We start from the raw sequence: 17660 nt of genomic DNA on the forward strand, positions 1-17660 counted from the left end.
GTCAATCCGTGTCGCATTGTCACCCGGCCTGCCAGCTCGGCTGGCAGGTTTTTTTACGCCTAAAAACGCGCAGCAAGCATGCATCTTATCGGCATATTCAACGGTATTCGACGCCATTCATAAACAAGAGAACAATTTAAAAACAGCCAGTTAGGATGATTTTCGCGCCATTGAATGACGTATTTAAACATGTGACTTCAAATAATTAATCAATGCAGGGCACAATGCTGATGGCCGAACATTTGGCCCATCACTAACCATCTAGTCATTTGGCAAACTGACCGAAAGGTCGGGACGCAAAGCCTCCGGTCTACAGACGTTTTGTCCAGGATAGCGGGGTTGCCACACGCAAGTGTGCATCGGGGAACTCCCCGGCCAACTGACTGCCCACATCTATCGAACAGAGGAATGTATGGCAGCAAAAATCCAACTCAATCACATCGCGGCGGTGCTGGCCCTGCTGGCCAGCGGCAGCGCCCTGGCTCATGGCTACATCAGCCAGCCCGAGAGCCGCAACTACCTGTGCAAAACCGGCGGCAACAGCCAGTGTGGAGGCGTACAGTGGGAACCCCAGAGCGTGGAGGGGCCATCAGGCTTCCCGCAAACCGGCCCGCAGGATGGTCAAATCGCCTCGGCGGGCAGCCCGCGCTGGAGCGAGCTGAACATCCAGACCAGCGACCGCTGGACCAAGCGTGAAGTACAGCCCGGACCCTTCGCCATCAGCTGGACCTTCACTGCCAACCACGTCACCCGCAACTGGCGCTACTACCTCACCAAGCAGGACTGGAACCCCAACCAGCCGCTCACCCGCGCCTCGTTCGACCTGACCCCCTTCTGCGTCATCGACGGCAACATGGTGCAGCCGCCCAAGCAGGTGACCCACAACTGTGTCCTGCCGGAGCGCACCGGTTATCAAGTGATCCTCGGCGTGTGGGAAGTGGGCGACACCAGCAACAGCTTTTACAACATCATCGATGCCAAGTTCAAAGATGGTAGTCAGCCGCCGCTGGAGTGGAGCCAGGCAGGCACCATCTACCCCTCCATCGACCTCGCAGTGGGTGACAAGGCGATGACCCGGATATTCGATGCCAACGGCGAGCGCCCCGATCTGCAGACCGTGCTGACCATCACCAATGCCGAGCAGGGCCAGAAGAACAACTGGGCCCATGCCCTCGCCAGCAAGATAAACGCCGAGCAGAGCCTGATCCGCGCAGGTCAGCAAGGAGCCGATGGCCAGTTCAATCCGGTCTACGGTATGAACCCCGTCTATCTAAAGCGAAACAGCAAGCTGGAACGAGTCGAGATTGACCTGCAACAGCTGCAGCCGCCGGTAGTGGACAGCATCAGCGTCAGCGGTCTGGCCAGCGACTATGTGCTGGACAACGGCAAGGCAACCCTCGATTTCACCGTCACCGCACAGGGCGATCTGGCCGTCACCAACACCCTCTATGACCACGGCGGCGTCGCCAAGGGGGAAAGCAGTGCCGACATCAAGGACAGCATCCACACCTTTACCATGGCGCTGGAAGGGCTCAAGGCAGGTCACCACCAGCTGGTGATCAAGGCCACCCCGAAAGCGGGCGGCGAGACCATCCAGCAGACCATGGATCTGATGTTCAAGGAGCAGAGCAGCGGCGAATACGACTTCGTCTTCCCGAACTCGCTCAAATCCTATGCCGCCGGCACCAAGGTGCAGCAGCCGAAAAATGGCAAGGTCTATCAGTGCAAGCCCTTCCCCTACAGCGGCTACTGCCAGCAGTGGACCAACACAGCCACCCAGTACGAGCCGGGCATCGGCTCCCACTGGCAGATGGCGTGGGATGAAGTGCACTAACCCACGCTTGGCCACATAAAAAAGGGCGTCCTCTCTAGCAGGGGACGCCCGGAAAAATCAAACCTTGCGGTTTGCATACCAACGGAACCAAGACCTCACTCTTCACTTACTTCACACACTCAACACACTCTTCAAACAGGGTTTGTCCATTAACCCTGCCATTTTCCTCCTTCGACAATCACATCATTCGGATCGGTATCAGCGCTCAGCTTGTCACGCACATACTGGTCATAGAGTTTCAGCAGGTACTTCTCCTCACCCAGCTTGGCGAGACGGTCGTTGACCCAGTCACGCAGCTCGATATTCCCCTTCTTCACCGCCGGGGCAATGGGATCTTCCGAGCCCAGTTTTTCGGGCAATACCCGATAGCCCGGGTTCTCCTTGGCCCAGCTGAACAGCACCAGATTGTCCTGGGCATAGGCATCGCCACGGCCCTGCGCCAGCGCCTGCAAAGATTCGGTGTTCTTCTCGAACTTGAGCACCTTCCACTCCGGATGGTTGCGGGTCAGCCAGATGTCGGCCGTGGTGCCGGTGGTCACGATCAGGGTCTTGCTGGCCAGATCGTCGAGCTTCTTGGCCGGGCTCCCTTCCGGTACCAGCACCTGTACCGCCACTCGCAGGTTCGGGTTGGTGAAATCCACCACCTCGCGCCGCTCCGGCGTCACCGTCATATTGGCGAGGATCAGATCCACCTTGTCGCTCTGCAGGAAGGGGATGCGGCTGGCTGGCTCCACCGCCACGAACTCGATCTTGTTCTCGTCCCCCAGCAGATCCTTGGCGAAGCGGCGACCGAGGTCGGTGTCAAAACCGACGTAGTTCCCCTTCTCGTCCACGTAGCCAAACGGCGGCTTGTCGGTGAATACGCCGACGATGAGCTTGTCCCGCGCCTTGATCTTGTCGAGGGAACCGTCCGCCGCATGGGCAGCGCTACTGGCGATACCCAGTCCCAATAAGGCACTAAGCAGAACCGAGGTGATTTTTTTCATGCTGACTCCTTTCGTTTGATGACATTTGTATAAGAAAACTTGGCGAGGAACTGGCGCGCACGCTGGCTCCTGGGATTGTCGAAAAATTGGTGGGGTGCGGCCTGCTCCAGAATGTGGCCGCCATCCATGAAGACGATGCGATCCGCCACCGCCCGGGCGAAGGCCAGCTCATGGGTGACGATGAGCAGGGTCATACCGCTGCCGGCGAGATCGCGAATCACCTCCAGCACCTCCTGCACCATCTCGGGGTCGAGGGCGGCGGTTACCTCGTCAAAGAGCATCACCTGCGGGTTCATGCACAGCGCCCGCACGATAGCGATACGCTGCTGCTGACCACCGGAGAGCTGGCGCGGATAGTCATGGCGCCGCTCCCACAGGCCGATGCGGGTCAGCAGCTGCTCGGCTTGCAGCAGCGCCTCTGCCCGCTCCCGCTTCTGCACCTGCAGGGGGCCGAGCAGCACGTTTTCCAGCACCGTCAGGTTGGGGAAGAGGTGATAGCTCTGGAACACCATGCCGATCCGCTGGCGCACCCGCTGCCAGTCGGTGGCACCATCCAGCAACACACCATCGAAGCGGATCTCGCCCCCCTGAATGGGCTCGAGCCCGTTGAGAGTGCGCAGCAAGGTGCTCTTGCCGCAGCCGCTAGGCCCCAAGATGACAAGCACCTCCCCGGCGCGCACGCTGAGGCTGATCCGATCCAGCACCAGATTCGGGCCGAACTGTTTACTGACAGAACCGAGTTCAAGCAGAGGTGTCATACCGCATTACCCCATTGTTGCTCCAGCCTGCGCGAGGCGAGCGAGAGCGGATAGCAGACCAGAAAAAAGAACAGAAACAGCAGACCGTAAATAAGCAGCGAGCCATAGGTGCGCTCGATGATCTGCTGGCCCACCTTGATCACCTCCACCACACCGATCAGCACCGCCAGCGAACTGGTCTTGATGATGCGGGTGTAGATGTTGATGGTCGGCGGCGTCAGCCGCTGCAACGCCTGCGGCAGCAACACATGGCGATAGAGCTGCCAGGTCGAGAGCCCGAGCGCCAAGCCGGCCTCCTGCTGACCACGGGCGAGGGAGTTGAGGCCACCACGCACCACATCCCCCACCTCGCTGGCGCCCCAGAGGGCGAGTACCAGCACGGCGCACCAGAAGGCCGGAATATCGAGGCCAAAAAAGATCGGCAACCCGAAGAAAAAGAGATAGAGCCACACCAGCACCGGCACCACCCGAAACAGCTCGAGATAAAGCCGCAGCAACCCCCGCACCAACCGACCGCCCTGTTGTGCCAACACGCCGTAAGCGACACCGCCGAGGGTGGCAAACAGGATGGCCAGCAGCGAGATGGCGAGGGTCTGACCCGCACCCACTGCCAGCAGTGGCAGCGCTTGCGTCAGCTGCTCAGAGATCGAACTGGCCATATTGAGCCCTCCTTTCCTGCTTCTTGGTGACGAGAGAGGGTGGCAGCTGGAAGATAAGTGCCCACATCGGGATCCTCGCCTGCATCAGCGATTCAGTGACCGAACTGACCATGTTGCAGCCTCCTTTCAACGACGCGCAGAGCGAGGGAGAGCGGCAAAAAGATCAGTACGCACATCAAGGTCAGTACCGCCAGCATCTCGTAGGTCTTGTAGTAGAGGGCGATGTAATTCTTGGTGGTGTAGAGCAGCTCTGGCACCGCCACCGCCGAGGCCACCGTCGTCTCCTTGAGCAGGAAGATGAAGTTGGCAAACAGCGCGGGCAGGCTGGCGAGCCAGGCCTGGGGCAACTGCACGTGGCACAGCAGTTGCCAGCGAGAAAGCCCGATAGCCCTGCCAGCCTCCAGCTGACTGGCGGGCACAGCCTGAATGCCTGCACGCAGCGCCTCGGTCAGATAACCACCGCCGAGGAAGGTCATGGCAATCACCGCTGTGGTAAAACCCGACAGCGACAAGCCGAGCGCAGGCAGCCCGAAATAGAGGAAGAAGAGCTGGATCAGCAGTGGCGTGTTGCGCGCCAGCTCGATATATCCGCGGATCAGCGCGCTGAGCGGCCGCTTGTGCAGGCTCAACAGGGCGACGTTGAGCAGGGCGACCGCCAGCGAAGTGAGGATCACTATGGTTCCCAGCTGCAAGGTGACCCAGACCGCCTTGCCGAAGGCGGGCAGCGTTGTGACGATAAAGGGCAGATCCAGATTCATGCCGGGATCCTCCCGTCACGCTGCAGACGCTGGGGCAGCACAGTGATCGCATCCGGGTACTTGATGCCAGCACCGGTATTGAGCACGACAACCTGCTCCTGCTCCCGGATCCAGCCCGCCTCGCGCAGTTGACGAGCGGCAACAAACGCGGCGGCCCCTTCCGGGCAGACAAAGCTCCCTTCGCGAGAAGCAAGCAAGCGGATCTCGCTCTGGATCGCCTTGTCATCCACCGCGATGGCGCAACCCTCGGTGCGATAGAGGGCGTCCAGCACCAGAAAATCCCCCAGCGCCTTGGGCACATTGATGCCGAATGCCAGCGTCCGGGAGTCGGGCCAGAAGCTCGACTCGGCGGCTCTCTGTTGCCACGCCTGTACGATGGGTGCGCAACCGCTCGCCTGCACGGCCACCAGCCGGGGCAGCTCACCCTTGACCCAGCCCAGCTCCTGCAGTTCGCGCAGCCCCTTGTAGATACCGATAAGGCCGACCCCGCCACCGGTGGGATAGATGATCACATCCGGCAGGGTCCAGCCCAGCTGCTCGGCAATCTCCAGCCCCATGGTCTTCTTGCCCTCAATCCGGTAGGGCTCCTTCAGGGTTGAGGCATCAAACAGGGAGTGCTCCGCCACCGCCTGCGCCACCTGGCGACCGGCATCGCTGATCAGGCCATCCACCAGATAGAGACGGGAACCGGCGAGGGAGGTCTCCAGTCGGGTGATGGCGGGGGCGGCCTGCGGCATAACGATGGTACTGCGCAGTCCGGCGCGGGCACCGTAGAGCGCCCATGCAGCCCCTGCGTTGCCGTTGGTCGGCATGGCGAAGTGAGTGACGCCGAGTTCACGCGCGCGGGAGATACCTACCGCCGCGCCACGAGCCTTGAAGGAGCAGGTGGGGATGACGCTCTCATCTTTCATCCAGAGATCCGGAATACCGATCTGCTTGCCCAGCGTGGGCAGCCGTAGCAGCGGGGTAAGCCCCTCCCCCAACGTCACAACGTGGGCGGGATCCCGCACCGGCAGCAACTCGTGATAACGCCACAGGCTGGCCGGGCGCCCCAGCAATGCCGCCGGGTGCCAGGCTCGCTTCAGCGCATCGAGATCGTAGCTGGCCAGCAGTGGTGCACCTGCCCGGCTCAGTTGCCAGGGCTGGTCGGCATCATGGATCTCGCCACTCTTGCAGCAACGCAGATGTGATAGATAGCTATACGGCATGCTTTATCCTGAATGGATCGACTTTGGTCAGTCACTTATTCCATCTTGCAATCCAAGTACCGGATAACAAACAAAATTAACTGGCAAACCTAAGTGAAAAAATTCATATGAAGCCGTCTGTTTTCGCTGGCAATCTCATCTGCCAGCAATAAAGAAGGGGAGCCAATGGCTCCCCTTCTGCTCTTCTCTTCCGATTCAAATCTGGAAGTCGATGGCAGGCTCGCTGCCCATGGCGCGGGCCTGAATATCCGCCAGCGCCAGCTCGGGGTTGCAGAGCTGGATAAACTGCCAGGCAAAGTTGTGCTGGAACTGCCCCTGCTTGAGGCCAATCCAGGCAGTGTGGGGGGCAAACAGATGGCTGCCGTCGAGCTGTACCAGCCCCTGATCACGCTGGGCGTCGAACGCCATGTCGGCCAGTATGCCGACCCCCATCTCCAGCTCGACATAGGTCTTGATGACATCGGAGTCCTGCGCCGTCAACAGGATCTGCGGCTCGATACCAGCCGCAGCAAAGGCTTCATCCACCCGTACCCGCCCGGTCAACCCGGCTTGATAGGTGACGATAGGCCAGTTGGCCAGCGCCGCCAGCGTCAGATCCCGCTCACCGGCCAGCGGATGTTGCTCGGGCACCACGATATTGTGGTGCCAGCGGTAGTAGGGAAATGCCACCACCCCTTCGCTCTTGTCGAGCTGCTCGCTGCTGATGCCGATATCCACCTCGCCGGTCTGCACCAGCCGCACTATCTCCTCCGGGCTGCCCTGACGCAGCTCCAGCTGTACCAGCGGGAACTGCTCGCGAAACGCCTTCACCACCCGCGGCAAGGCATAGCGCGCCTGGGTATGGGTGGTCGCCACCAGCAAGCGGCCCGAGTCGCGGTTGGCAAAGGTGCTGGCCAGTTTGCGGATGTTGTTGGCGTCATTGAGAATGCGCTCGGCAATCACCAGCAACTCCTTGCCCGGCTCGGTCATGCCGAGCAGCCGCTTGCCGTAGCGGATGAACAACTCGATCCCCAGCTCCTCTTCCAGCTCGCGGATATGGCGACTCACCCCGGATTGCGAGGTAAAAAGGGCGTTGGCCACCTCGGTCAGGTTGTAATCCCGCCGCGCTGCCTCCCGGATAATTCGTAACTGCTGAAAATTCACCTTGTCGCCTCCTGCGAAGAGTGGGCGACACAAGCTGGTCACCCCCTCATTTTTGTTATTTGGCCGGATCATGCCCGGCTGACAGCCTGAACCGGGCGGCCACACCGCCCGCAACACAGCATCAAATCTGATAGTCGGGATAGAACTGCGCCTGTCTGGCCACCAGCTTCACCCCCTGACCCGGGGCAAACAGCTTGGCCGCCTCCTTGCTCAGCTCCGCCTCGTAGTGGGCCCCTTTGGTTTCGCCATCGCCACGCAGCTCCACCCGAATGCGTGGCCCCATGGGCAGCAGACGGGTGATGGTGGCACGGATCCCGCCCGGCGCATCGGCTGGCAAGATCTCCAGCTCATGGGGACGGACATAGGCGATGGCGGCACTGCCGTGAGCCAGATGAGAAGCCGACGGCCCGCCGAGCAGCTGCTCGCCGACACCGAATCCCTGCTCCGCCACCCGACCGCGGAACTGATTCACACTGCCGAGGAAGCTGTGGACGAAGGAGCTGGCGGGCTGGTCGTAGACCTCGGCCGGGGTGCCGATCTGCTCGACCCGTCCGGCATTCATCAGCACCACCCGATCCGCTACCTCCAGCGCCTCCTCCTGATCGTGGGTGACGAACAGGCTGGTGACATGCAGCTCGTCGTGCAGCTCGCGCAACCAGCGGCGCAGCTCCTTGCGCACCTGCGCATCGAGGGCGCCGAAGGGCTCGTCCAAGAGCAGTACCTTGGGCTGCACCGCCAGCGCGCGGGCCAGCGCGACCCGCTGACGCTGGCCGCCGGAGAGCTGGGTCGGATAGCGCTCGGCCACGTGGCTGAGTTGCACCAGATCCAGCAGCTCCTTGACCCGGGCGCGAATGGCCGCCTCGGCCGGGCGCTCGCTGCGCGGTTTGACCCTAAGGCCAAACGCTACGTTTTCGAACACCGTCATGTGGCGAAACAGGGCGTAGTGCTGGAACACGAAGCCGACGTTGCGCTCACGCACATGGAGATCCGAGGCGTCCTCACCGCGGATGATGACGCTGCCACTGTCGGCCTGCTCCAGCCCGGCGATGATCCGCAGCAACGTGGTCTTGCCACAGCCGGAGGGACCGAGCAGCGCCACCAGCTCACCGTCGTGAAAGTCGAGGTTGATGTCTGCCAGCGCCGCGTACTGATTGAAATGCTTGTTGAGTTGTTGAACCTGAATGCTCATGGCTGCCTCTTTAAAACGTTGATCAGTGAGATTTGGTGGGCTGGGCACGCAGCCGGGCCAACAGGGTTTCCCCCAGCAGGGTGAAGATCCCGAACAGAGCCAATAGGCTTGCCACTGCAAAGGCGGCGCCGGTCTGGTACTCGTTGTAGAGGATCTCGATATGCAGCGGCAGGGTATTGGTCTGGCCGCGAATATGACCGGAAACCACCGACACCGCGCCAAACTCCCCGACCGCACGGGCGGTACAGAGCAGCAGACCGTACATCAGGCTCCAGCGAATGCCGGGCAGGGTGACGCGCCAGAACATCTGCAGACCGCTCGCCCCCAGCATGATGGCCGCCTCCTCCTCTTCCGGGCCGCGCGCCTCCATCTGGGGCAGCAGCTCGCGCACTACGAAGGGCACGGTAATGAAGGTGGTGGCCAGGATGATCCCCGGGGTGGCGAAGATGATCTTGATGTCATGTTCGCTCAACCAGTCACCGAACCAGCCGCGGCTGCCGAACATCAACACCAGCATCAGACCGGCGATCACCGGCGACACCGAGAAGGGCAGATCGATGATGGTGATGAGCAGCTGCCGACCGGGGAAGCGAAAACGGGCGATGGCCCAGGCCGCAGCAATCCCGAACAGCAGATTGAGGGGAACGGCGCAGAGCGTCACCAGTGCTGTCAGACCGAGGGCGCTCAGGGCATCCGGCTCGCTGATGGCGTGCCAGAAAAAAGCCAGCCCCGGCGTCAGCGCCTGAATAAAGACGGTGGCCAACGGCAGCAGCAACAGGGCAGCAAACCAGCCCAAACCGACCGTGATCAGCAGCCACTTGACCCACTGGGGTTCACGGATCACGACCGGCGCCTTGCGAGCGGGGGTCGCCTCCACAGAGGCCGCCTCAATGGCGATAGCAGATGAACTCATATCCGGCTCCCTCCGATGCGAGACCAGCTCCAGGCCTGCAACTTGTTGATTAGCAGTAACAAAATGAATGAAATCAGCAGCATCACCACGGCGATGGCAGAGGCACCGGCATAGTCGTACTCCTCCAGATGGCTCATGATCATCAGCGGTGCGATTTCAGAGACCATCGGCAGGTTGCCGGCGATGAAGATGACGGAGCCGTACTCCCCCACTGCACGGGCAAACGCCAACGCAAAGCCGGTGAGCAGGGCCGGGATCAGGGTCGGCCAGAGCACGTGGATAAAGGTCTGCCAGCGATCGGCGCCGAGGCTGGCGGCGGCCTCCTCCTGCTCGCTCTCAGCCTCTCGCAGCACCGGCTGCAGGGTGCGCACCACAAAAGGCAACCCGATAAAGGTGAGGGCGATAACGACGCCGATGGGGTTGTAGGCGAGCTGGATGCCGAGCGGCGCCAGAAGCTGGCCGATCCAGCCGTTGGGGGCGAAAATGGCGCACAGGGCGATGCCGGAAACGGCGGTCGGCATGGCAAATGGCAGGTCGATCAACGCATCCACCAGTCGACGGCCGGGGAAGGTGTAGCGCACCAGGATCCAGGCCAGGATCAGGCCAAACAGGCTGTTGAGCAGCGCCGCGACAAAGGCCGCCCCGAAGCTCAGGCGAAAGGAGGCGAGCACCCGGGGTGAACCTATCACCTGCCAGAACTCGGCTGCCGTGAGGTTGTTCGCGGCAAACAGCACCAGCGCCGAGAGCGGCAACAGCACCAACAGGCCCAGATAGAACAGGCTGAACCCCAAGGTGGGACCAAAACCGGGCAGGACAGAATAAGAACCAAATCGCATAACACATCCATCTGTTATGAAGAATTTTCGATATGGTGATTCTGCGCACTCCCCTCATCGGCAACAAACATCAATTGCGACTTTGCTAATCACTTTTTTGTCTAACCGCAGAGTCACAAGGCTCTTGGCGCACTCCAAATAAAAAAAGGTCTTTTATATAAATAAAAGACCTAAGAAATGGAGCAATACGGAGCGGAGCATTCAAAGAACGGGGGCATGGAGTAGCCAGCGAACAGCGCGCCCGACAACCCTCCAACCACTTCACAGATACCTAGCGAAAGCCCAATACGACCGGCCGGGGCGATGCGGCCTTGACCGGTGCCACTACCAGCTCACCACGGCGGTAGAGTGCCCCCAGCAAATGCAGCCCCTGATGCCAATCCCCATGACCGGACTGGGCATTGATATGGCCCGCCTCACCGGCATCGAACAGCGGCACCTGCCACTGACGGCTCCAGTATTCGGCCCGTTCAAAGCTCATCCAGGGATCATTGCGGCTGGCCACCAGCTGGGCCGACACCTGCAGCGGCCCGGCCAAGGCCTCATCCGCAATGCCAAAACGGGCGGGATCGGCGGGCGCCACCAGAAAGATCGAGGCCACCTTCTCCGGCTGCAAGCGGGCCGCCGCGATGGCGGTCAGGGCGCCGAAAGAGTGGGCCACCAGATGGACCCGGCTGCGGCGACGTTTCAACTTGCTCGCCAGCTTGGCACTCCAGACCCTGAGGTCCGGCTTGTCCCACGGCAGCCCGGTCATCCGCTGCCATTGGGGAAAATGATCGTGCCAGCGGCTCTGCCAGTGATCCGGCCCACTGTTGTGCAGACCGGGAACCAGGAGGATCTTGTTCATCTTGGTGCTCCTATCGGCTGGCACAGGGGCCAGTTCAGTGATGGATAACGAAGCTATCAACGACCCTGCTGATAGATCTGGTCAAACAGACCGCCCTGGGCGAAGTGTTTCTTCTGGGCTTTCTCCCAATCCCCTTCCAGATCCTTGACGGTAAAGAAGGCAAGCTGCGGGAACTGGGTTGCCGTCTCCTTCAGGATCGCCGGGTTGCTGGGGCGATAGTGATGTTTGGCGACGATATGCTGCCCCTCGTCAGAGTAGAGATAATCGAGATAGGCCTTGGCCACCGCTTCGGTACCGTGCTTCTTGGCCACCTTGTCCACCACCGCGACCGGCGGCTCCGCCAGAATGGAGACCGAAGGCACCACCAGCTCGAACTTGTCACTGGCCCCCGCCTGACCAAGCACCAGCAGGGCTTCGTTCTCCCACGCCAGCAGCACGTCACCGAGACCGCGCTCGGTAAAGCTGGTGGTGGCACCGCGGGCGCCTGAGTCCAGCACCTTCACGTTCTTGAAGAGATCGCCGACAAACTGCTTGGCCCCCTCTTCACTGCCGCTCTTCTTCAGGGCATAGCCCCAGGCGGCCAGATAGTTCCAGCGTGCCCCGCCGGAGGTCTTGGGATTGGGAGTCACGATGGCGACATCCTTGCGCACCAGATCATCCCAATCCTTGATCTGCTTGGGATTGCCCTTGCGCACCAGGAAGACAATGGTGGAGGTATAGGGCGAGGCGTTGTTGCCGAGTCGGCTCTGCCAGTCGGCAGCGGTCAGCCCCGCCTTGGCGATGGCGTTGACATCGTAGGCCAGCGCCAGCGAGACCACGTCGGCCTCCAGTCCATCCACCACGGCGCGGGCCTGCTTGCCGGAGCCACCGTGAGACTGGCTCACCACCACGTCGTCGCCGGTTTTGGCCTTCCACTCCTTGGCAAAGGCGGCGTTGTACTCCTGAAACAGCTCGCGGGTCGGATCGTAAGAGACGTTGAGCAGGCGGATCTCGGCGGCATTGGCCTGACCAAATGCCAGCAGAGAGAGCAGGGTCAGGGCGGTCATTCGCAGTTTCATGGTGATTCTCCATATCTTGTTGGGTTGAGAACAGCATGCCGTGGAGTTGTTATGCCCAGAAGAAAGAAATAACTCTTTGCTTATCTCTTTTGCTCATATCAACTCAGCCACCCGCACCGGGAGCCGGACGCAGACTCTGTGAGCCATGCCCCTCTGGCCCCTTGCTCGCTGTGCCATCATGGGAACAAGGCAGGCAGATGACGAAAAGGAAGTCGTTATGTGGATCAATGCAGAACCGGTCAACGGAGCCCTGGTCTCGTTGGCCATCGGCCTTATCATCGGGCTGGAGCGGGGCTGGCAGGTGCGCCAACTGGGGGATAACCAGCGCATCGCCGGGATGCGTACCTACGGCCTTATCGGCCTGCTCGGCGGGGTGTGCGGTTTGCTGCTGCCCACCCTGGGCCCCTGGCTGCCGCTGCTCGGCCTGCTGGCGGTGGTGATCGGTTGCGGCCTCTCGGTCTGGCTGGCCCAGCGCTGGCAAGGGGAGTTCGGCCTCACCAGCTCGGTGGCCATGCTGCTCACCTATCTGCTGGGGCTGATGTCGGTGCTGCTGAGCCCGAGCGAGGCGGTGGCCTGCGCCGTGCTGGCGGCCCTGCTGATGGGGCTCAAGGGCAAGATCCAGCAGGGGATGCTGTTTCTCAGCGAAACCGAATTCCACGCCACCCTGCGCTTTCTGCTCATCTCGCTGGTACTGCTGCCGGTACTGCCCAACGAGGAGATGGGGCCCCTCGATGCCTTCAACCCCTTCAAGATCTGGCTGATGGTGGTGGTGATCGCCGGCATCTCGTTTTGTGGCCACTTCGCGGTGCGGCTGCTCGGTACTCGCGCCGGACTGGTGCTCACCAGCATACTGGCGGGATTGGCCTCCTCCACCGCCCTCACCCTACAGTTTGCCCGCCTCAACAAGGAACAAGGAGGGCTGGAGCGACTGCTGGCTACCGGCATCCTGCTGGCAGGGGCCACCATGTGGCTGCGGCTGCTGGTGCTGGTGCTGCTGATTCACAGCGAACTGGCGATGCGCCTCGCCGCCCCGCTCGTATTGCTGGCGGCCACCGTCTACGGCTTTGCCTTCTGGTTCTGGCGCCAGCGCGAGGAGCTGACAGACGGCCCGGTACAGCCGGAAACCAGCAACCCGCTCGATCTGGCCACCGCCATCAAGTTCGGCCTGCTGCTGGCGCTGATCGGCTTTATGGCAACTCTGCTGCAAGACAAGGTAGGCAACTCGGGGGTCTATCTGCTGGCGCTGGTGTCGGGGATCACCGACGTGGATGCCATCACCTTGTCGCTCTCCCAGCTCTCCCACAAGGAGCTGGCACTGGAGGTCGCCGCTCGCGGCATTCTGCTGGCCGGGCTGGTCAACTCGCTGGTGAAGGGGTTGCTGGCCCTCGGCATCGGCGGTCGCAGTCTGGGGCTGCGGGTGCTGCTCCCCTACTTCGTCTCGGCCCTGCTGATCCTGCCCCTCGTCTGGCCCGCAGGTTGACGGGGATCACCTGCAACAAGTGACAGACTGACGGCGCCCCAGACAGTCACGTATACTGCCCCCTCTTGCAGCATGAGGAGGTAGCAATGGCGAGCGACTGGGACAAGATACTGGCAGGCGGGGCGCTGGATGGCCAGAGCGAGGAGATAGCGAACGACCGGATCCGCGGTCAGGCGCTGCTGGCCCAGCTTAATGGTTCACCTGCAGGCGATGCCCCTCTGCGCCAGCAGATTTGCCGCGAGCTGTTCGGCCACTGCCCCGACTCCTGCTGGATCAGCACGCCCTTCACCTGCGAGTTTGGCCGCAACATCCATATCGGCGAGAAGACCTTCTTCAACTTCAACGTCACCATTCTCGATCTGGGTGAAGTGCATATCGGCAGCCATGTGCTGCTGGCCCCCAACGTGCAGATCTACACCGCCACCCACACCATGAACTATCTGGAGCGACGCAACTGGACCGCCTACAACAAGCCGGTGCAGATCGGCGATGACTGCTGGATCGGCGGCGGCGCCATCATCTGCCCCGGCGTCACCATAGGGGCGCGCTCCATCATTGGCGCAGGCGCCGTGGTCACCCGCGACATCCCGGCCGACTCGGTGGCGGTGGGAAATCCGGCCAAGGTGATCCGCACCCTCAAGCAGGACGAGGAGCGCTGCTGGGAGCTGGCCCAGTGATGGCGCTGGCGCTGCTGCCACTGGGCGCCGCCCTCTGGCTCGGCCTCGGCGAGCAGCAGTGGTGGCCGCTGGCCGTGTTGCTCTTCATGAGCCTGCTGACGGTAGCCGCCTACGCCTGGGACAAGCGGCAAGCGGTGCGGGGCGAGTGGCGCATTCCCGAATCTCGCCTGCACCTGCTGGAGCTGTGCGGCGGCTGGCCGGGGGCACTGGTGGCCCGCCAGTGGCTGCGCCACAAGACCCAGAAGCGCAGCTACCGGCTGGTCTTCTGGTTTATCGTGCTGCTGCACCTCACCCTGTGGGGACTCTGGCTTGGCCGCCCCCTCTGGCAGCAATAGCTGTCTGCGTCACAAAGGGACAATGGGCCCCATTGCGGCCAATTGGCGGCTGTGAGAAAACAGAACGGATCCCATCAGCGTTTTCGCCGTTTATAGACGACAAGGAGTCGTGACATGACCATGTGGACAGGCATAGTCCTGATCGTATTTATCAGCCTATTGTTCGGATATCTCGGCAAGCGGGCCCGCTATCAGATGGGGGATGCCCGCATCACCGACCGCCTCGGCAAGCAGGATCTGGTCATCCGAGAGCTACAGGAGCGGGTCGCCAATCTGGAGGCGATCGTCATCGAAGAGGAGAAACGGCGCCCGTTTCGGGAGCTGTGATTTTTCACCGCCAGGTTTCAGATACAGAGAGGGCTGCATGATGCAGCCCTCTCTTGTTTGAACTGATTCAAATTACCAGCGGCAGCAACTCGGCATAGTCGCGGATCGCCGGAAAAGCGGTGATGTTCTGCTCCGGCTTGCAGCCGTCCGGATTCAGGATCGCCAGCTGATAGCCGATGCCATAGTCGGCGGCAGCCCGCAGGATCCGCTCGCTATCATCCACAAACAGGGTGCGGGCCGGATCGAACGCCAGCCGCTGTGCCAGCGCCAGCCAGCAGTGCTGACTCTCCTTCGACCAGCCCAGCTCGTGGGTACTCACCATCAGATCCAGATGGTCGCTTAGTCCCAACTGCGCATCCTTCACCGACAGACTGGCGGGGTGGGCATTGGTGAAAAGCACCAGCTGCTTGCCCGCGGCGCGCAGCGCGGCCAGAAAGGGGATGGCGTGGGGACGCCACCGGATCTTCGCCAGCAGCTCCTGCTTGAGGGCACGAATATCGAGCCCCAGGGTCTCGCTCCAGTAATCCACGCAGTACCAGTTGAGGGTGCCGTTGACCGCCTGATAGTGGACGTCGATCTGCGCTTTGGCTTCATCCAGTGGCAGCCCGAGCCGCTCGGCGTAACGCTCCGGCACCAGCTGCTGCCAGAGGTGGTTGTCAAAATGCAGATCGATCAGGGTGCCATCCATATCGAGCAAGACGGTATCTATCTGGTGCCATGGCAAGGTGTTTGAGCGGGAGTGTGGCATCGGGCCTCTTGATCGCGGATCTCGGAAAACGGGGCGGTAGTATAACGGATTTTTCCTCCCCCTTTCCCCTCCCTGCCCCGTGGTGTTCGGTGTGGGAGTCGTTTACTCTTGAAGCACGATTTTTTAACGAGCCGTCCCCCCTGATGAGTGAGCACCACAAAAGCCCCCCCGAACAGATTTCGATCGACCAGCTGGAGCAGGAGAAGAGCAAACCGGAGATCCTCAAGGCCGAGATCGTGGCCGAGAGTCGGCTGTTCAGAGTGGAATCCCTCCACCTCAAATTCTCCAACGGCGAGGAGCGGGTCTACGAGCGGATGCGCGGCGGCAATCGTGGCGCCGTCATGGTGGTGCCGCTGTTCGATGAGCAGACCCTGCTGCTGGTGCGCGAATATGCCGCTGGCACCCACTCCTACGAGCTGGGCTTTCCCAAGGGGCTGATCGACCCGGGCGAAGATGCCTTCGAGGCAGGCAACCGGGAACTGATGGAAGAGGCGGGCTTTGGCGCCAACAGCCTGACCCTGCTCAAACAGGTGTCGCTGGCGCCTGGTTACTTCTCCAGCCGGATGGACATTTTACTGGCGCGGGATCTCTTCCCCGAGCAGCGGATCGGCGACGAGCCCGAACCGCTGGAGGTAATCCCCTGGCCCCTCAACCGGATCGACGAATTGCTGGCGCGACCCGACTTCACCGAGTCGCGCAGCATCAGTGCCCTGCTCTTGGCCCAGAAGTGGCTGGCGGAGCAGGCAGAGTAGCCCGCAGACGGGCAGTTAACAGACAGAGGATAACGAGATGCAGGAGTTGTTGGCCTGGGTGCCGGGGGTCAAGGAGATTGCCCGCGAAGCCGGAAGGATCCTTCACGACATCTATCACGGCGGTCAGTTCGAGCGTCAGCTGAAGGAGGATGCGACCCCGGTCACCAGTGCCGATCTTGCTGCCGATGCCTACCTCAAACAGGCGCTCTCGGCGCTCACCCCCCATGTGCCGGTGCTGACCGAAGAGGCGGCCGACATCCCCTTCAGCCTGCGATCCAACTGGCGGCAGTACTGGCTGGTGGATCCCCTCGACGGCACCGGCGAATTTATCGCGGGTAGCGGCGATTTCGCCACCCTGATCGCCCTGGTGCGGGACAATGTGCCGGTGCTCGGAGTCATCTATGCTCCCGAGTCCAACGTGCTCTACTGGGCGGTGCGCGGCTACGGCGCCTTCAAGGAGGTGAAGGGCGAGGTACTACCCATCAGCGCCATGCATCACGAGCATGACCAGCCCGACTCACTGGTGGTGGCCATCAGCCGCCGCCAGAAGCTGGAGAACCTCACCCGCCGCCTCAACCCGGCCATCAACTACGAGCTGATCCCGCTTGGATCCAGCTCCCTCAAATCCTGTCTGGTAGCGGAAGGGGCGGCCGATTGCTACGTGCGGCTCGGCCCCACCGGCGAGTGGGACACCGCCGCCGCCCAGTGCATCGTCGAGGCGGCAGGTGGCCGCATCCTCAGCCTGGCGTTGCAGCCACTCAGCTACAACGAAACCGAGTCACTGGAGAACCCTGACTTTATCGTGATGGGGGATCCGGATCTCGCCTGGGGCAACATTCTTGCCCACTAGACGAGTAGCGATATCATCACTCCAGACATGCAGGCGGCCCGATGGCCGCCTGCTTTTTCAGAGTCGTTGTCCGGGGTGATGGCCGGTGTGATCAGCTGGTCAAGGCGCGCTTGCACAGCGTGATACGCTGGCAAAGAAGCGAAATGATAGTGAAACATCACAATTGGTCGGCGAGAAATGGTGCGATTTTTCACGTAATTCTGAAAACACCTTATTAGCCAAAATAAAAAAATGATCGCAGATAAAATTTTGGTTTTATATTTCACAAAAATCACCATTGTCAGTTTTGTTGCATTCTGTGA

General features: G+C 61.4%; 20 protein-coding genes and 1 riboswitch. Of the genes, 7 read left to right on the forward strand and 13 right to left on the reverse strand.

The window, feature by feature from the left end:
• Window positions 1-261: 261 nt before the first annotated feature.
• Window positions 262-347, forward strand: a riboswitch (cyclic di-GMP riboswitch).
• Between the two features lie 65 nt (window positions 348-412).
• Complete coding sequence (gbpA, locus tag G5154_RS11310; protein WP_421250956.1) at window positions 413-1834, forward strand: N-acetylglucosamine-binding protein GbpA; 1422 nt, start codon at window positions 413-415, stop codon at window positions 1832-1834.
• A 149-nt stretch (window positions 1835-1983) separates the two neighbouring features.
• Here gbpA and G5154_RS11315 read toward each other — a convergent pair whose 3' ends face one another.
• The 11 genes from G5154_RS11315 to G5154_RS11365 form a co-directional block, all read right to left on the reverse strand.
• Window positions 1984-2820: a transporter substrate-binding domain-containing protein gene (locus tag G5154_RS11315; RefSeq protein WP_421250955.1), complete on the reverse strand. Its 837-nt coding sequence runs from the start codon at window positions 2818-2820 to the stop codon at window positions 1984-1986.
• Window positions 2817-3578 (reverse strand): amino acid ABC transporter ATP-binding protein, encoded by a 762-nt coding sequence (locus tag G5154_RS11320; protein ID WP_421250954.1) that lies wholly within the window; start codon window positions 3576-3578, stop codon window positions 2817-2819. The genes G5154_RS11315 and G5154_RS11320 overlap by 4 nt, the downstream gene beginning before the upstream one ends.
• Entirely contained in the window at window positions 3575-4237 is a 663-nt protein-coding gene (locus G5154_RS11325) for an amino acid ABC transporter permease (RefSeq protein ID WP_421250953.1), read from the reverse strand. Before G5154_RS11325 ends, G5154_RS11320 begins: the two co-directional genes overlap by 4 nt.
• 92 nt (window positions 4238-4329) lie before the next feature.
• A complete protein-coding gene (locus tag G5154_RS11330; RefSeq protein WP_421250952.1) occupies window positions 4330-4995 on the reverse strand; it encodes an amino acid ABC transporter permease in 666 nt (221 codons plus the stop codon).
• Entirely contained in the window at window positions 4992-6203 is a 1212-nt protein-coding gene (locus tag G5154_RS11335; protein WP_421250951.1) for a threonine synthase, read from the reverse strand. Before G5154_RS11335 ends, G5154_RS11330 begins: the two co-directional genes overlap by 4 nt.
• A 195-nt stretch (window positions 6204-6398) precedes the next feature.
• Window positions 6399-7346 (reverse strand): HTH-type transcriptional regulator Cbl, encoded by a 948-nt coding sequence (gene cbl, locus G5154_RS11340; protein ID WP_042030338.1) that lies wholly within the window; start codon window positions 7344-7346, stop codon window positions 6399-6401.
• 121 nt (window positions 7347-7467) lie between these two features.
• Window positions 7468-8535 carry a sulfate/molybdate ABC transporter ATP-binding protein gene (locus G5154_RS11345; protein ID WP_123173833.1) on the reverse strand — a complete coding sequence of 356 codons (1068 nt, stop codon included), beginning with the start codon at window positions 8533-8535 and terminating at the stop codon, window positions 7468-7470.
• 22 nt (window positions 8536-8557) lie between these two features.
• Window positions 8558-9448, reverse strand: a complete 891-nt coding sequence (gene cysW / locus G5154_RS11350) for a sulfate ABC transporter permease subunit CysW (protein WP_005343065.1) — start codon at window positions 9446-9448, stop codon at window positions 8558-8560.
• Entirely contained in the window at window positions 9445-10284 is an 840-nt protein-coding gene (gene cysT, locus G5154_RS11355) for a sulfate ABC transporter permease subunit CysT (RefSeq protein ID WP_421230951.1), read from the reverse strand. Before cysT ends, cysW begins: the two co-directional genes overlap by 4 nt.
• Before the next feature lie 271 nt (window positions 10285-10555).
• Window positions 10556-11131, reverse strand: coding sequence for an RBBP9/YdeN family alpha/beta hydrolase (locus G5154_RS11360; protein WP_040067346.1), 576 nt, complete (start codon window positions 11129-11131; stop codon window positions 10556-10558).
• 56 nt (window positions 11132-11187) lie between these two features.
• Entirely contained in the window at window positions 11188-12189 is a 1002-nt protein-coding gene (locus G5154_RS11365; RefSeq protein ID WP_421230950.1) for a sulfate ABC transporter substrate-binding protein, read from the reverse strand.
• A gap of 217 nt (window positions 12190-12406) precedes the next feature.
• Between G5154_RS11365 and G5154_RS11370 the strand changes: the two genes are divergently transcribed.
• From G5154_RS11370 to G5154_RS11385, 4 genes are all read left to right on the forward strand, one after another.
• Window positions 12407-13669, forward strand: a complete 1263-nt coding sequence (locus tag G5154_RS11370; protein WP_216979561.1) for an MgtC/SapB family protein — start codon at window positions 12407-12409, stop codon at window positions 13667-13669.
• Between the two features lie 86 nt (window positions 13670-13755).
• Window positions 13756-14346 carry a sugar O-acetyltransferase gene (locus G5154_RS11375; RefSeq protein WP_421250950.1) on the forward strand — a complete coding sequence of 197 codons (591 nt, stop codon included), beginning with the start codon at window positions 13756-13758 and terminating at the stop codon, window positions 14344-14346.
• Window positions 14343-14681: a DUF1294 domain-containing protein gene (locus G5154_RS11380; protein ID WP_167570795.1), complete on the forward strand. Its 339-nt coding sequence runs from the start codon at window positions 14343-14345 to the stop codon at window positions 14679-14681. The genes G5154_RS11375 and G5154_RS11380 overlap by 4 nt, the downstream gene beginning before the upstream one ends.
• Window positions 14682-14795: 114 nt before the next feature.
• Window positions 14796-15008 (forward strand): hypothetical protein, encoded by a 213-nt coding sequence (locus tag G5154_RS11385; RefSeq protein ID WP_068977307.1) that lies wholly within the window; start codon window positions 14796-14798, stop codon window positions 15006-15008.
• 67 nt (window positions 15009-15075) lie between these two features.
• Here G5154_RS11385 and yrfG read toward each other — a convergent pair whose 3' ends face one another.
• Window positions 15076-15756 carry a GMP/IMP nucleotidase gene (gene yrfG, locus G5154_RS11390; RefSeq protein WP_216979563.1) on the reverse strand — a complete coding sequence of 227 codons (681 nt, stop codon included), beginning with the start codon at window positions 15754-15756 and terminating at the stop codon, window positions 15076-15078.
• A gap of 143 nt (window positions 15757-15899) precedes the next feature.
• On the opposite strand from yrfG, the gene nudE reads away from it, so the two are divergent.
• Window positions 15900-16508, forward strand: coding sequence for an ADP compounds hydrolase NudE (gene nudE, locus G5154_RS11395; RefSeq protein ID WP_043850035.1), 609 nt, complete (start codon window positions 15900-15902; stop codon window positions 16506-16508).
• Window positions 16509-16545: 37 nt separating this feature from the next.
• Window positions 16546-17358: a 3'(2'),5'-bisphosphate nucleotidase CysQ gene (gene cysQ / locus G5154_RS11400; protein ID WP_337073664.1), complete on the forward strand. Its 813-nt coding sequence runs from the start codon at window positions 16546-16548 to the stop codon at window positions 17356-17358.
• Here cysQ and G5154_RS11405 read toward each other — a convergent pair.
• Window positions 17355-17624 carry a hypothetical protein gene (locus G5154_RS11405; RefSeq protein WP_421250949.1) on the reverse strand — a complete coding sequence of 90 codons (270 nt, stop codon included), beginning with the start codon at window positions 17622-17624 and terminating at the stop codon, window positions 17355-17357. The genes cysQ and G5154_RS11405 overlap by 4 nt on opposite strands.
• Between the last annotated feature and the right edge of the window lie 36 nt (window positions 17625-17660).

The organism is Aeromonas sp. 600527, assembly GCF_049175415.1.
GTDB lineage: Bacteria > Pseudomonadota > Gammaproteobacteria > Enterobacterales > Aeromonadaceae > Aeromonas > Aeromonas veronii_A.